At 32.1% G+C, this 16,388-nt stretch carries 12 protein-coding genes and 4 pseudogenes; 14 read left to right on the plus strand and 2 right to left on the minus strand.

Translation table 11 applies throughout. The features are described from left to right. Positions 1 to 43: 43 nt before the first annotated feature. Together EKQ63_RS01770 and EKQ63_RS30125 are read right to left on the minus strand one after the other, a co-directional pair. Positions 44 to 2,479, minus strand: a complete 2,436-nt coding sequence (locus tag EKQ63_RS01770) for a PAS domain S-box protein (RefSeq protein WP_143880681.1) — start codon at positions 2,477 to 2,479, stop codon at positions 44 to 46. A gap of 981 nt (positions 2,480 to 3,460) precedes the next feature. Further along, positions 3,461 to 3,556, minus strand: a pseudogene (locus EKQ63_RS30125) (IS6 family transposase); the annotation flags it as partial. 112 nt (positions 3,557 to 3,668) lie between these two features. On the opposite strand from EKQ63_RS30125, the gene EKQ63_RS01780 reads away from it, so the two are divergent. The 14 genes and pseudogenes from EKQ63_RS01780 (at position 3,669) to EKQ63_RS01845 (ending at position 16,348) form a co-directional block, all read left to right on the plus strand. After that, positions 3,669 to 4,184 carry a DUF2975 domain-containing protein gene (locus tag EKQ63_RS01780; protein WP_139889531.1) on the plus strand — a complete coding sequence of 172 codons (516 nt, stop codon included), beginning with the start codon at positions 3,669 to 3,671 and terminating at the stop codon, positions 4,182 to 4,184. Positions 4,185 to 4,194: 10 nt separating this feature from the next. Next, a complete protein-coding gene (locus tag EKQ63_RS01785; protein ID WP_139889532.1) occupies positions 4,195 to 4,431 on the plus strand; it encodes a helix-turn-helix domain-containing protein in 237 nt (78 codons plus the stop codon). A gap of 5 nt (positions 4,432 to 4,436) precedes the next feature. Next, complete coding sequence (locus tag EKQ63_RS01790; protein ID WP_143880691.1) at positions 4,437 to 4,649, plus strand: DUF3955 domain-containing protein; 213 nt, start codon at positions 4,437 to 4,439, stop codon at positions 4,647 to 4,649. Positions 4,650 to 4,697: 48 nt separating this feature from the next. Continuing rightward, a complete protein-coding gene (locus EKQ63_RS01795) occupies positions 4,698 to 5,603 on the plus strand; it encodes an ABC transporter ATP-binding protein (protein ID WP_139889533.1) in 906 nt (301 codons plus the stop codon). Beyond that, the gene (locus EKQ63_RS01800; RefSeq protein ID WP_143880682.1) at positions 5,603 to 6,379 is read left to right on the plus strand and encodes an ABC transporter permease; all 777 of its coding nucleotides are present in this window, start codon (positions 5,603 to 5,605) and stop codon (positions 6,377 to 6,379) included. The genes EKQ63_RS01795 and EKQ63_RS01800 overlap by 1 nt, the downstream gene beginning before the upstream one ends. Positions 6,380 to 6,421: 42 nt before the next feature. Next, positions 6,422 to 7,216 carry a DUF817 domain-containing protein gene (locus EKQ63_RS01805; RefSeq protein ID WP_139889535.1) on the plus strand — a complete coding sequence of 265 codons (795 nt, stop codon included), beginning with the start codon at positions 6,422 to 6,424 and terminating at the stop codon, positions 7,214 to 7,216. A gap of 68 nt (positions 7,217 to 7,284) precedes the next feature. Then, on the plus strand, positions 7,285 to 7,488 hold the full coding sequence (locus EKQ63_RS01810) for a DUF3955 domain-containing protein (RefSeq protein WP_139889536.1): 204 nt from the start codon (positions 7,285 to 7,287) through the stop codon (positions 7,486 to 7,488). 579 nt (positions 7,489 to 8,067) lie between these two features. Further along, a pseudogene (locus EKQ63_RS01815) lies at positions 8,068 to 8,671 on the plus strand (serine hydrolase); the annotation flags it as partial. Positions 8,672 to 9,820: 1,149 nt separating this feature from the next. Then, a complete protein-coding gene (locus EKQ63_RS01820; RefSeq protein WP_139889537.1) occupies positions 9,821 to 10,981 on the plus strand; it encodes a non-hemolytic enterotoxin subunit A in 1,161 nt (386 codons plus the stop codon). Between the two features lie 54 nt (positions 10,982 to 11,035). Continuing rightward, a complete protein-coding gene (locus EKQ63_RS01825; protein WP_139889546.1) occupies positions 11,036 to 12,172 on the plus strand; it encodes a non-hemolytic enterotoxin subunit B in 1,137 nt (378 codons plus the stop codon). Positions 12,173 to 12,445: 273 nt separating this feature from the next. After that, on the plus strand, positions 12,446 to 13,534 hold the full coding sequence (locus EKQ63_RS01830; protein ID WP_143880683.1) for a non-hemolytic enterotoxin subunit C: 1,089 nt from the start codon (positions 12,446 to 12,448) through the stop codon (positions 13,532 to 13,534). A gap of 30 nt (positions 13,535 to 13,564) precedes the next feature. After that, positions 13,565 to 13,951 (plus strand): annotated as a pseudogene (locus EKQ63_RS01835) (serine hydrolase domain-containing protein); the annotation flags it as partial. A gap of 366 nt (positions 13,952 to 14,317) precedes the next feature. After that, positions 14,318 to 14,731 (plus strand): YjdF family protein, encoded by a 414-nt coding sequence (locus tag EKQ63_RS01840; RefSeq protein WP_048371813.1) that lies wholly within the window; start codon positions 14,318 to 14,320, stop codon positions 14,729 to 14,731. Between the two features lie 149 nt (positions 14,732 to 14,880). Next, positions 14,881 to 16,348: pseudogene (locus EKQ63_RS01845) on the plus strand (IS4 family transposase). Positions 16,349 to 16,388 lie beyond the last annotated feature (40 nt).

Here is a 16,388-nt window from a genome sequence, read left to right on the forward strand (position 1 = left end):
TAATCAATTGTGTTTTTTGTGTTTACTTTCATTTAATCCACCCTCAGAGAGTAGATATAGGTAGATCTATATTGACTGTTGTTCCTTTTCCTACTTCACTTTCAATAAATATCTTTCCTTGGTGCTTCTCAATAATTTTATAACAGATCATTAATCCTAAACCGATACCATTTTCTTTGAGACTATAGAATGGTTCTCCTAGGTAAGGTATACGTTCCTGTTCAATTCCACACCCATAATCAGTAAATCGAATGTTTACTTGATTTTGATCAGGTGCATATTCGATTTGAATCAATATTTCCCCTCCCATTGAAGTTGCCTCAATTGAATTTTTTAAGATATTTATAAAAACTTGCTTTAATTGATTACATTCACAAAGTATGAATGAAGCATCAGATGTAAACTGAGTTTTAATTTGTATGCAATTCATTGTCGCTTGAGGTTCAAGTAACATTACAACTTGTTTCATTAATACATTCAGGTCATTAGTTTTAATTTCTAATGCCTCAGGTTTTGCTAATGTCATAAATTCGTTAGTAATACTATCTATACGTTCAATCTCTGATAACACTATATCTATGTAATGCTCGGTATCCTTATTTCCCAGTGATTGCAATAACTGTATGAATCCTTTCATTGCTGTTAAAGGATTTTTAATTTCATGAGCAATTGCAGTGGATAATTGACCTACTACAGCAAGTTTCTCCGATTTTCGTAATAATTCTTCTGTTTTTAGCCGTTCAGTGATGTCTCGAGAGATGCTTAAGAAAACTTTTTTTCCATTCAAGTTAAACACACGAACAGAAAATTCAATTGTCAGGTTTTTTCCTCTAGGAAAAACAAATTCATCTTGTAATGTAAAAGATGTTTGTCCTTCTCTAATTTTTTCTATGATTCTTTGGACCATTGGAGAATCTGGTGTAACGTTACTAGGGAATGACATCGAAAGAAGTTCTTCTCTACTATATCCAAATCTTTTACACGCAACAGGATTTACTTCGATAAAGCGAGTTGGTAATTCATTATCATTCAGTTCCACTACATATACTGCATCAGTTGCTTGTTCGATGAGTGCACGGTATTTCATTTCACTGTCACTTAATTGCTGGTGTAATTGATGCAGTTTTCTTTCTGCTTGTTTCCTTTCAGAAATGTCTCTACAAATTCCTGATAAAGCAATTACATTACCTCTAAAATCTAAAATAGGCGAAATTGTCAGGCTTACATCAATTAGAGTTTTATCTTTTCTTTGTCTAACAGTTTCAAAACGGGTAAGAATTGGGTCATTCATATTGGTATTTTTAATTTGGTTTATATATTCTAAAGTTTGATCTATTAAAAATTCAGGTACACAAGGTAATTTTTTTCCTACAGATTCTTTTTCTGACCAACCAAATATTCTCTCATAAGCTTTATTCGCTTGTAACAAATTTCCATCTAAATCAAATATGGTGATAGCATCCACATTATGATTAATAAATGACTCTAGTCGCTCTTTTGTAACCTTCAGTTCATTTTCCGCATGTATTCTTTTCGTTATATCAACAGTAGAACCAACTACCTCAACTACTGTTCCCCCTCTTTTAACAGGTCTAAGAGAGAAAAGTATCGTAGCCTCATCATTTGGCCATGGTAGTTCAAAAGTTACTTCTTCACCATCCCATGCCTGTTGATAATATTTTAATAGTAGAGGAATTAAATGAAATGGGATAATTGAAGCATCTATATTAGATAAACATTTACCTACGACTTGCTGAGAGTGAAACCCGTTTTGATAAAATAATTGTCCATCACATAGAGTATGGACAAAATTCCCCCCTACTTTTTTGAATTTAAAAATACCTCCTTGCAATTGGTGTACGGTATCCTTTAATTCTCGCTTTGATTCTAGTAATGTTTCATTCGCTTTGGCTAAATTTTGTGTTAAAACATATAACTTTTGATACGACTCCATAAGAAAAATACCAATTAAGAGTCCGCATGATATAAAAAATGTACCTTGGATGTTAAGAAGTATAAGTGGTATAGAAGGAAAAAAGAATCCAAATACAATATGGATTATAACTAGATAAGCAGCTAGATAAAGAAAAACACTTTTAAAAGGATGGATATCTTTTAGATATGTTTTGAATATAGTATATATAATAGCTATTCCTAAAGATGCTATTAAAGCTGGTCCCCAATCACCACCAAGGTAGAAAATACGCATAAATAAAATAAACATTAATGTAATCCAGCCAGCTGTACGACCAAAATAAATAAACGAAATAATTAGTGGAACGACTCGGAGGTCGTAAAACAATCCCATGTGCTTAAAATTAAAAATCATTAAAATGGCAGCTATGATACCTGCGTAAATGCCACAAAATAAATGAAATGATTTAGAATCTACTTTACTTATAAATACTTGAATAAAAATAGATGTACTAACTAAGAATGCAAAAATAGATAGATTAATGATGAACCCTGTAAAAAGCATGCCATATTCCCCCTTAGTAAATATATCGAAAAATAGAAAGGAAATTCTATGAATTATGCGGTGATTAGACTTGTTATTTGGAAAAGGGAAATGAATATTGAAAAAAATTCAGTTCTTTTTTATCTTTTTCCAACAATAGATCCTTCACTAAAATATTAAATGTAAGAAACATTAATTTTAGATAGGAAATGAATACTGGTAGGGATATATAATGAGGGCATCATACAAGAAAGCAATGTACAACCAGTGTTAATAAATAAAGTGTATAAGTTTTGTATCTATTTAAATAGGTGATAAGAAATAGTAATTGATTAAAAGATGGGGGACAGTCGTCTCCTGGCCGTAGGAACTACGGGAATAGCCTAATGAACTAGAAACCAATAAGTTTCAGTACCTAACAATCTCCCACTTCAAACAGCGAACTAGAATATTAAGTGGTGATTAGTCCAAAATATTATTTTTATTAATAAAAATAATAAACTAACTATAAAAAAAAGAAAACAACTTGGATAGGAACAAATTGTTTTCTTATGAAGGATACAACAAAGAAAGAGTAGGGAAGGAATACACAAACATGCCAATCTAACGGAGTGGAGTAAAATATAAAAAAACTGAAAAATCAGAAAATTTATAAAGCGAAGTTTCCTATTTGATCTCTTTCTTTGTAAGTATAAGTTTAACATCAATAACAAGATAAAACAACAAAAAAATACAAAATTCTGATAAATTCGACATTGAATTAACTGCTAAATAAAACTTTTACGTTAATATGTGAAAAGTTTCTTATTAAAATGTATTGAATAGATTTTGTAACATTTACGAAAGTTTTTTGGAAGATATTTAAATTAAAAGGAAACTCAAGTTATGAAGGACTTGGAATATCACCAAAGGGAGCAGAAGCAATCCACTTTAAGTGATTTGAGTCCCGTTATAAGGCGTACGCGTTACTTAATAAAACGATAGTCTTATTTATTTTTGTTATCTAAGTTGCATACTGACAGGTATGCTTCTTTCTTTTTTCAACTGTTCAATTGCTATAGGATAAGCTAGATTCTTAGCGACTGTTATCACGTGAGATTCAGAAAAATATTTAAAACAATATTTATTTATTGATAAACAATAAATTTTTATTGACTAAAATACGTTTCTCGAATTATTATATTGATAACTAGCTAAGAGGAGGGATTCTTTGAAACAGAAAGAATTATCAGTTTGGTTAAAATTAATAATTGCTTTTTGCTGGATTTTCGGTTTGTTATTTTGCGTATATATTGGTCCTAAAATAGGAAGAGACATTTTAGTGCATTCAGAAAAGTTAAAGGAATTATATGATCCTTTTATTATCTTTATCTGGGTTACTAAAGTTCCATTTTTTATTTTATTCATTTGGATGACTGGAATTCCATTTTTTATTGCATTAGTTTTGGGATGGCAGATATGTTCCGATATTGGTTGCGACCAAGTCTTTACTCTTAAAAATGCTGATAGGTTAAGAAGAATAAGTAGTTTATCAGTGATTGAAAGTGTTTTATACGTCTTTGCGTTACTATATCTATTGATATCTGGAGGTTACAATACAACTGTTTTAATGGTACTGTTACCAATTCTATTTTTCGCTGTTGTTATTACGATATTTACTTCCATTCTTTCTAATTTAGTTAGAAATGCTAGTGAAATAAAACAAGATAACGACCTAACGATTTGAGGTGTCAAAAATGGCTATCATAGTAAACCTTGATGTAGTGTTAGCGAAAAAAAAAATGAGTGTTACAAAACTCTCTGAAAGATTGGGTATTACAATGGCAAATGTTTCAATAATGAAAAATGGAAAAGCAAAAGCAATTAAATTTTCAACGCTAGATAAAATATGTGGAATTTTAGAATGTCAACCAGGTGATATTTTAGAGTACGAAAAAAATAACTCTGTTAATGAAGGAGAGAGTGTATCTTGAAAAAAATGTGTCTAGGAGCTTGTATATCAATATTACTAGGAACCATTTGCATGGTTAGTTATTTTATGATGGGTTCAAAAATAGGACCAGATGGAACCTTAACGGAACCTTTCTTCTTAATTCCATTAAGTATTGTTTGTATTTTTAGTGGTATTACTGCATTTTTGTTAATGGCTATCATCTCAATCATCAAAAAAGTGAAACATAACAAACTTTGATTATTGTCATCTAATAGAGAAATCAAAGTTTATTAGAAGGAGGAAAAAATGGATAGCGTCGTTGTAAAATTAGAAAATGTCCATAAAAAAATTGGACGAAATGAAATTATTAGAGGTCTTTCATTTGAAGTGAAAGAGGGCGAAGTATATGGGTTTCTTGGGCCGAACGGTAGTGGAAAAACGACAACGATTCGAATGATGACCGGTCTTATTACGATGACAAAAGGTGATATTACCATTTGTGGTCATAATATTCGTACAAATCGTGAAAAAGCTTTAGAGCAAATTGGAGCAATTGTGGAGAACCCTGAACTATATGAGTATATGACAGGTATGCAAAATTTAAAGCATTTTGCTAATATGGCAGCTGAACCAATTAGCAAAGAACGTATTGCTGACATTATAAAACTTGTAGATTTAAAGGAAGCAATTTATAAGAAGGTAAAAACATATTCACTTGGGATGAAGCAACGTCTTGGTATTGCACAAGCGCTCTTGCATAATCCAAAGATTTTAATTTTAGATGAACCAACGAATGGATTAGATCCTGCAGGTATTCGTCAAATTCGGGATTATTTGCGACGTTTAGCAAAAGAAGAAGGTATCGCAGTAATCGTCTCCAGTCACTTATTGAGTGAAATTGAACTTATGTGCGATCGTGTTGTTATTATAAAAGATGGACAATTTGTACAAGCATATAATTTACATGAAAAGCAAAGAAATGAAGATAAGGTCGAAGTTGCTTTAGAAGTTGATGCGGTAAATGAAGCAAATAAGATTATAAAAGGAAAAGTATTGAAACAGAATGTAATCCTTGTATCTGTAAAGAAAGAAGAAATCCCAAAAATTATAAAAAAACTTATTTATGCTGATGTACTAGTTTACGGTGTAACAGTACAAAACAAAACATTAGAAGAGGAGTTCTTAGCAATTACAGAGGGAGGAAGATCATAATGTTTAAATTAATTAAAAATGAGATACTAAAGCTACATGCAAGAAAAGGTACCTATATGTTTATAGGATTCTTAGTTGCTTTAGAAATTGTGTCGGTATTTGCTATCCGTTCATGGCTCCCAATTAAAGAGCGATTTGCAAGTTATCTATCGTTTACAAACATGACATTTGAAATGGTAACTACCCTGGTTACAATTTTTGGTATAGCGCTTGCAACTCGAATCATTTCAGAGGAGTTCCAGAAAGGAACTATTAAACAGTTGCTTATTCGTCCAAGAAAACGAATCACTATACTGTTTTCGAAATATATAACAACTATACTTACTGTGATTTTTGCTTGTTTTATCTCTTTGGTGGTTTCCATGCTAATTGGGTTTATCATCTTTGGTGGAGAAACAGAAGATTTAACGATTAGTATGCTACTAAAAATAGTGATTTATAAAACTTTACCAATATTATTTTATACAACATTTTCCTTTTTCTTAGCAAATATTTTTAGAAAATCAGTATTACCATTAATTATTACGCTAGTTATTTTCTTCTCACAAAGTTTAATAAATAACATATTGCTTAAGACGTTTAAAGAAGTCGCACAATTTTCTGTATTATCTCATTTGAATTTAGAGATGTACGACAGTAATGTACTGGTTAATGGTGGAGCAAAGCCACTATTTACAGATTTCAATTTTACAACATCATTAATTTTTGTAATCATACACTTTGGAGTATTACTCATTGTATCAAGTACATTATTTCAAAAACGTGATGTACTTTAGGTCAACTTAGAACAGGACGTTACTCAATTAGAAGGTGAAAACATGAAATATATACGAGATCTTTTATATTTTGGTTACTATCAAGCCTTATCTTGCATTTTTCCAGTGGTTATTTTTGTAACACTTGCTGTTTCAAAGATAATTGTAATTCCTGGATTGCATCGCTACGATTTTATTCTACTTATTTGTCTCATTACGCAATATCTTATGTTCAAAAACAATTTAGAGACAAAAAACGAATTAAAAGTGATTAGTGTGTTCCATGTTATCGGATTTCTATTAGAAGTATATAAGGTTCATGTAGGTTCATGGTCATATCCAGAAGAAGCGTGGACAAAAGTTTTTGGAGTCCCACTATATAGCGGTTTTATGTATGCAAGTGTTGCCAGTTATATTTGCCAAGCATGGAATCAATTTCATTTAAGAATGAATAACTGGCCGAAATATATATGGACAATCCCACTTGGGGTGATAATCTATTTGAATTTTTTCACACATCATTTTATTTTAGATCTCCGCTGGATTTTGACAATTCTTTTATTTATTGTCTTTGCTCAAACTTATGTGCAATTCACCGTGCGAAACAATACATATAAAATGCCACTTCCTTTTTCATTTTTCCTAATTGGCTTCTTTATATGGATCGCAGAAAATATTGCCACTTTTTTGGGAGCATGGCAATATCCGAATCAACAAGACTCTTGGAGTCTTGTGCAAATTGGTAAAATTAGTTCTTGGTTCTTGCTTGTTGTTATCAGCATAATGATTGTCGCTCAACTTAAAGAAATTTATTACAAAGATGCCACAATATCTAAAGAAGTAGGAGTTCAAAAATAAATTAAAAGGTTTTTTAATGAACAATATTGTTATTGTACATAAAAAACCTTACATATGGAGGTTATAAAATGACAAAATATATTTTAACCTTACTATCTATATTTATAGGGATCGGGTGTATAGTTAGCTCTAATATCGTAGGATCTACAGTCGCACCAGATGGTACGCTTGTAGAAGCATTCTATTTAATACCCATTGGTTATTTACTTATAGCATTAGGTTTAATTAGTAGCGCATTTATAGGATTCATAAAACCAAGAAACCAAAAATAAATATTGTAATCCGATAATCCCCCCTTATGTTTATTGAAATATGAGGGGGATTATCGCTCATATATTTACGATTAATCTCCAAAAGGGGAATCGAGCCATGCCCATCAAGCTAAGAACAGAAACAAAATGAACTTTCATTCTCGATATGCTTCGAAAGGAGAAATAGATATTTTAGGGCATTAATTTCATTTGTAATTATTTATTAGATAATAAGCTTTAGAACTGATTTTTCTATAATATTTGAGGAAAAGTGCATAAAGAAAAAGTTGAGGGTTCTGGTGCGGAATTTCAAAATATATGCACCAAGTCTAGTAAACTTGGACATACTGATATTATAACTTTTTAAAAGAGGCGTGATCAGTATGGAAAATGAAAATATATTTAAGTGGCAACGTTATTTCTTCTAAACAATAGCCTTGTTTAGGAGAATAACGTTTTTTGCACTTGGGGGAGTGAATATTCTTAAGTTGATGGGTATGTAGCGTGACTCCATTGCTATCAAGCTAATATTCTTAATTATCCCCAGATAGAACAAAAAAGAGGTTTCCTTGTGAGGGTAGGGTTCCTTCTTTTTCTTTGCTGCTGACTCACTATTTAGCCCAGAATTTAGAAAACAATGTGTTACCGAAGAAAACAGCTGCTGCATGGGCCAAGCGCGAGGGCGACAAATTCTACCTCGTTAACGAAACATTTAATTCTATAAACTATCTAGGAAAGCTAATACCTCTTAACACACAAATTACGCTCAAAGATGGCTATTGGGAGGGCAAAAAAATTACAGGTCCGAATACGGCGACGCATCAAATTCAGATTCCCGTGATGAATGGGAGGGATACAAAGGAAGCTCATTTCTATACAGAGGATGGTAATGAATATATGGAGATGGCCAGCATTTTATACGTCATTGAATCTAACGTAAAAATCCCTTGATACAGGTCAATTATCGAAAGTTACACTGCAAGAAAATGGGCATGCGAAATGGTTTACGATCCCGCAAACGGCAGCAGGGAAAACAATGAATGTAGAGTTGCCATCAGGAAGTTCATTCGCGGTGTATGATGAGAATGGAGTGTGCGTCAATTTTACGGTTGTTAGTGACTACAACAAAGTAAAACTACCGGAGAACGGAACGGTTGTATTTGCTGGCGCACCGAACTCAGAATTTAAAATTACGTTGAACTAGCTACAATTTAAGATGACCTTTAACAAAACCAGTAAGATACAGAAAAGATGTATTACTGGTTTTGTTTGTATTTATGCATTCTCAATGAAAAAAATTGGATAATACCACGCTCAAGCACTTTGAACTCCCCAAAATTCTGATATTCTTTGTCCTAAGCCAATTCATCCCCACCTACTCACTTCGCGTTCCTTGAGGAAGGAGTCTTCTTGGCTAAAATGATAAAATTATCGATAAGATTGGCACTTTTTCATGTAACCAATAATGTACCGCTATCATTTCTGCTTAAGAAATTAATAATCTAAAAACGAAAGAGCTATCTTGTTACAAGTTAGCACAAAATTTTGTTCTGGGAGGGAGTTGCATTTTCTTAGTTTGATAGCGATGTGACGGTACCCCATATATGTTTCATTGACTTTATAGGGGGTATTTAGTTGGTTTAAATCATGTCGGATTTTTTTGTCCAATACTGATGAATCCAAAGCATAATTGTTATAGGAGTAATAGGAAAATTCCGTTATTTTTAAGTTTCCAACAAGTTATGGAAACTTATTATTTATGACTATATACAATAGTTAACTTACCTCTATATGGATATGTAATTTTACATATCCATATAGAGGAAGAAATAAGCGAAGAGTATTGAAAATTATATTAAAATAATTTTTTTGGATGAAAATTCACCTAGTTAAATTAAATCAGGTGCCTTTTTATCAGTGGTATTAAATTATAATTATTTTAATTATAATAGTGAAGTTACATAGCAATTTTAGAAGTATAGTATTTTAATTTGTATACATATTAAATAATTAAGATAAAAAAATAAAAAAGGATAAAATTATACAAAAAACTACAAAATTTTACTATATACGCACTGGAAATTTGATGTTTTAATAAGGGCACAAGATGCTAGTTACATTTTAAGACATATAAAATCAGGAATATTTTTGTATATGCCTTTTATGTAATGACTTAGGGATTAAGTTTATAGTAGGGCATTATGTACAAATGTTTACAATCTATATTTATATTCCTAAAAATCATCTTTAAAATAATCTATATAGATTAATAGTTATAATGCTAGATTTCAAGTTAATTAAAATTTAGTCCAACTATTTTATCAAAAGATACCAATAAATAGGAGGGGTCACCATGAAAAAAGCGTTAGTCGCAGGATTATTAGTTACAGCAGTATCTACAAGTTGCTTCTCACCTGTAAATACTTTTGCAGAAAGTAATACAACTTATTTACAACCAAGTAGTATACTTGGACCCGCTATGGATAGGTTATCAAATTCGATTACGAATTTAGGATCACAGACGCCATTAATTAAAGGATATGGGCTAATCATATTACAGCAACCAGATCTTGATGTAAGTACTATATATGGAATAACAACTGATCAAGGCACTGTAAGAAACCATGTTCGAGACTGGCTGGATGTATATAATCCCAAATTATTCGGTATAAATCAAGACATACAGAGTTTTGAAATAAGATTTACACATTATTATAATAAATTGGTTGAACTAGCTGGAAAAATGAATGAAGATCCGGAAGCAAAAGCATTATTTGTACGTATTTTTAACTTACTTCAAGGTGACGTGCAAAAAATTCAGTATAATATGAAAATAACTTCAGAAGACTTAAACAATTCTAAAAACGAATTGGCTGCAGATAGTAATAATTTTTCTAGTACAGTTAGCAGAGCGTTTGAATCTTATAAGGGTTCAGACGGAGACATTGAAAAATTAAGAACGGAAATGGGACAACTTAATGTAGGCATTCAAGAGGATTTTGAAAAACTTCTAGCTCTACCAAAAGAAAATCTAGACGGTTCTTTAAATATTACAAAGTCGGTTATTAATATTTTGAAAGACGGAGTTAAGGATAAAACTGTAGACGTGTCTAATTTTGAAGCGATTTATAACCAATATGGACAACTTACAAATGATAAAGTAACAGAACTGAATAAAGCTATTGCTCAGAAGCAACAGAAACTAATTCAATTGATACAAAATTTAGCGAATATTGAAGTGCAAGCAACTCAAATGACACTTATTGATCAGCAATTAAATAACTTTACAAGAACAGTTAAAAAGCAAACTCAGAGTTTTGACAATCTAGTCAGTAGTTGGGAAACCTTTAATAACATAATGATTGAAACGGGGACAAGTCTTAATACTGATAGGAAAATAGATTCTAATTCATTACAAGCACGATTAAAAGAGCTTAAACAGTTTACGGATGAATTGAAAAAACAAACAACGGAATATCAAGAGAGTGTTACAAAAATAAAAGTAACAGGATGAGATTTGTAGAATTCAGAACAATAATTCTTAATAATGTAAGGAGAGAAAAATGTGATGAAAAAACCTTATAAAGTAATGGCTTTATCTACATTAATAGCAACAATCGTAGCGGGTGGCATTATGCCATCATATGCCTCGGCAGAGGAACCAGCACCTATTTATGCAAATCAAGACCTTAAATACCCTAGTTATTACCTTGGACCAACAGGGCTTGATCATGCGATGAGGGATACTAAATCCAATATGTTGGTAATGGACCTGTATGCTTTAACTATACTTAAACAAGCAGATATTAATTTGGATGGTTTACGTTCAGTTGACGATAATTTAAAAACAGACATTAAAGCCAATCAACAGCTTACTAGAGAAAATGCAACATACTGGTTAAATAATTTGAAGTCAGGAATAGTTACGACAAATCAAAATATTTTGAGTTATGATACAAAATTCCAAAATTATTCTCGTTATTTATTACAATATAAAAATGATCCAGTCAAACTAACAGCTTTGCTTACAAAGTTGAATGATGAAATTTCACAGAATAAAGATCAAGTGACAAAATTAGTGGATGATTTGAAAAGCTTTCGCGGCAAATTAGAAAAAGATACACAAAATTTAAAAGGGAATGCTGAAAAAATCGTAAATATTTTAACTGGTGAAGAAGCTGGAATTCCACAGTTCGAGGAACAAATCAAAGTAAATAAAGCATTAATTGATGAAAATAACAAAATTTATATTGCATCGTCGGTTGCAACTGCTGCTGGTGCATATTTGTTTCTTTCACCTTTTGCGCCTATTGGTGCACCTATATTAGGAGGTGGGATATACGGAGTAGTTTCATCGCAGCAGCAGATAATCAAGGCACAAGACCAAATTATAAAGCTAACACAAGATATTTCAATGGCGAAACTACAGTCAGCTAGATTAACGATAGTGCAAAGTGATATTAAAAATTTAACAGATACAATTGATAAAGCTATTGTTTCTCTTGAAAATATAAAGACTGCATGGGATGGAATGGGAACAAAATATAGCTCGTTGATTAAGAGTGCTAAAGCTGTTGACCCAGAATTCCTTGCTATGGATATAACAGCAGATCTGGATACAGCGAAGGATCATTGGGAGCAGATTAGAAAGTATGCTGAAAATATTCAAAATAGTGAGATTAAATTTGTAGAAGAGAAAAAATAGTATTACTTCAAGAAATTAGTGAAGTAATGAAAAATAGAATATACTGACTTTCCCTTTTGAAGAACACATTATGTGAGTCTCCTGTTCAAGTTTGAGCAGGAGACTTCCTATATAATTATGAAACTTAATAAAGATTATAAAATAAGAAAGTATGAGAACCTCTATTTTAATATGTTGTTTTATTTGCAATAATCATAATTCATTTGAAGTAAAGAATAGAAGCTTATGAATTTAATAAAATATGTGATGCATATGAAAGAGTAGGTGAAAAAGATGAATAAGGATTTATATAAGAAAATTATTTTGTCAACAATTATTACGGGAATAGCAGCGAGTAATGTAATTCCACTTCATACTTTGGCAGCAGAACAAACTGTGTCCCAACAGCAAGAAAGTTTGAAGAACTATTCCCTTGGTCCTGGTGAATTTAAAGAAGTAATGGGAAAAATGGTGGCAAATATCCTTACAATGGATTCATATGCCAATACAATCAGTAATCAACAGCTGACAGATTTAAGTCAAATAAGTTCTATAAATGGTGATTTACAAGCAAACATGATTAAGCATCAACGGGATGCAATAGAGAATGCCGACTTTTGGTTCATGTATTTTAAAACTCGTATTATGTACACGCATCAGAATATTGTAAGTTATAATGATACGTTTCAAGCAAGTTATAAGCTTTTACTAACTGCTATAGAGCAAAAAGATAAAGAGAAATTAAAATATGAACTAGAAAATTTGTACAATAGTATTTTGTACAATAGTCAAAAATTAGATGTACTGTTAGAAAAATTGAAAAATTTTCAAGGTGAAATAGCAGAAGATACCAGAAATTTCAAAGAAGATTTCAATCAATTGGAGAATATTCTAGAAAGTACGAACGATGGTATCCCGCTTCTACAACAACGAATTGAGAATTGTAATAATACAATTAAAGAAAACTATGATAAACGTGGTGGCTATATAGCTTTATCTGTATTTATGCCTCCGATTGGTATACCATTGATTGTCACTGCTGACAAGAATATCGCATCTGCACAACAAGAAATAGAACAATTAAAGTCTAGAATTTCTGGAGCAGAGGCAGAAGTAGTTATTTTGACTGATGCCAAAAATAAAACGGAACATATGGCTGCAACAGTTGGTACAGCTGTTACTGCTCTTGAAAATATAAAGACTCAGTGGGGGACAGTGGAGAAAAAATATAAATCATTGATTGACAGTGTTGACAACATTAATCTAGACCTGTTTGATGAGATTATAATAGCAGATTTGAATACAGCGAAGGATAATTGGCAGGACCTTAAAAATTATACCGATAAATTATATGAAGGTGCTAAGAGTGTACAAAATAAATAGATTGTACAAATAGGACCAGATTGCAACTGAATATGTGTAAAATTAAATAATAAAAGCTTATGCTTCTTTTTACAACAATTATTAAAAAAGTTTTCATCAAAAGCTCCTGGATTTTCATATATTTCCAGTTTTGATAGCGGCGTAACTTATAAAGGTGCAGTTGGCTTAGCTTCTATAGAGAAAAATCTACCCATAACTACCAAAACCGTTTTTAATATAGCCTCAGTTTCTAAACAATTCACAGCATTTTCTATATTACTCTTAGAACAAGATAGGAAATTGAGTTTAGCTGATTCAATTGTAAAATTTGTCCCTTTTATAGGTGCATATGCTGAACCTGTAACATTGAAACACCTAATTCATCACACGGGTGGACTAGTTGATTATATGGAATTGGCTGAAGCAGCAAATATTAAATAGACGAACACATTAATTGTAAAAGAATCGCTAGAAGGGGTACCGCCACATACCCATCAAGCTAACAAGAATCCACTACCCTAAAACGTTAAAAATGACTTTTATTTATATAAAAGTCATTTTTCATTCTCAGCATATTATAAGATTTTCTTAGAGGATTAGTAGTTTGATATGTTTTAATAAATATAAAAAAATAATTTAACTTAATTAATATTATCAAAATGTTTACAAATCAAAATTTTGGAATATAATAACTTTAGAGTGAAAAAACACAGTTCGGTTGGTAGTCCGGACGCAATAATTATTGTCAGTAACCTTCCCCCCTGGGATGTCCATCACTCATGTATTAAACAAGGGGGATTCTCAATGAAACTTACAATTTATTTTGATGGACAGTTTTGGATTGGAATTGTAGAAATGTATGAAAACAACAAATTGAAGGTATGTAAACATACTTTTGGTTCTGAACCAAAAGATAGTGAAATACTAGATTTTATTTTTCATGATATGATTCCGCTATTACAGGGTACATCAGGTGTTAAAAACTCTATTGATAAAAGAAAAAATAAGACTATTAGTCCCAAAAGATTGATAAGATTAGCAGCCAAGGAAATGAAAAATCAAGGAGTTTCTAACAAATCCTATGAAGTGTTGAGAATAGAATTAGAACAAAAAAAGAAAGTGAAACAATGTATTACGCGTCAAAAGAAAGAGGAATTACAAGAAAAAAAACGACAAATGAAAATCCAAAAACGGAAAGCAAAACACCGAGGAAGATAAAAGGTCATCCGCTAATTTTAGCGGGTGATCTTTTATCTTGAGGATTTATTTACACCTTGTCATTTTTTACTGAAAAAGAAATTGTATTTATAAAGCGAAAAAAAAAGCTATTCTTTTTGTAGAAAAATACAGAAAGGATGGCGTTTTGTATGACTCTATTGATTCAAGATGAGTTTCATTTATTCGCTGAAGAACTACAGCGATATCTATCTCCAAGTATCCTTCAACAGCTCGCACAGGAGACGGGTTTCGTAAAACGTAAAAGTAAGTATGGCGCACGAGATTTGGCCGCTTTATGTATTTGGATTAGTCAACACGTAGCAAGTGATTCTCTCACTCGATTATGTAGTCAGCTTTATGCAAATACAGCTACACTCATGAGTCCAGAAGGACTGAATCAACGCTTTAATCCAGCAGCTGTCGCATTTCTTCGAGAAGTCTTTACTTCTCTTCTCAAACAAAAACTCTGTTCAAATCAATCACTTTCTGCACATATGATCTCTACTTTCAATCGTATCCGTATTTTGGATGCAACAGTGTTTCAACTGCCTGATCAATTGGCTACTGACTATCAAGGTTCAGGTGGGAGTAGTAATACGGCAGGCGTAAAAATCCAATTGGAATATGATTTACTTAGTGGTCAATTTCTTAACGTGCAGCTTGGACCAGGAAAGAATAATGATAAAACATACGGTACCATCTGCCTTGAGACCGTAGAGACCGGCGATTTGTGTTTACGTGATCTTGGTTACTTCGATTTAGGAGACTTACAAACTATTCATGATAAAGGGGCTTACTACATCTCGCGGTTGAAGTTGAATACGCGCATTTATATCAAGAACCCTGAACCAGAATATTTCAACAATGGTACGTTAAAAAAGCAAACAGAATACATCCAGCTTGATATGACACAAATGCTGTCTGGTCTAATCCCTGGTGAAACGATGGAAATCCCCGAGGGGTCTAATCCCCGGTGAAACGATGGAAATACCCGAGGCATACATTGGCCAAAATAAGAAACTTCCAGCACGTGTCATTATCCATCGTTTAACCGATGATCAAACACAAACACGTCTGAAAAACCAAGCGATACGCGAAAAGAAGAAAGGCATTGTCATGAAGGATAAAAGTAAACGTTTAATGGGCATTAATGTATATATCACGAATACGTCGCTAGAAGAAGTACCGACGAACTACGTGCATCCATTATATTCACTTCGTTGGCAGATTGAAATTTTGTTTAAAACGTGGAAGTCGCTCTTTAAAATTGATGAATGTCAAAATATAAAAAGAGAACGCCTAGAGTGCCATTTATATGGACAACTTATCGGCATTCTCCTCTGTTCTTCTACGATGTTTCAAATGCGTCAGTTTCTGCTTGAAAAGAAAAAGCAAGAGCTGAGTGAATACAAAGCGATTTATATGATTAAAGATTACTTTCCGTTACTGTTTCAAGCGATAGCCGTTGGCACAGAAGAACTTTTAAAAATTCTGCATCGTCTTTATCTGCTGCTCAAAAAGAACGGTCGTAAATGTCATCGGTATAAGAAGATGACCGTCTTTGATATTCTAGGGATTGTGTATAAAACGACGGTGAAGCATAGACAATCTGCCTAGCGAAAAAATCACGTTTTAATAGGCTTCTTTAGCATGCCTA

This window comes from Bacillus sp. BD59S, from assembly GCF_007363175.1.
Lineage (GTDB): Bacteria > Bacillota > Bacilli > Bacillales > Bacillaceae_G > Bacillus_A > Bacillus_A pacificus.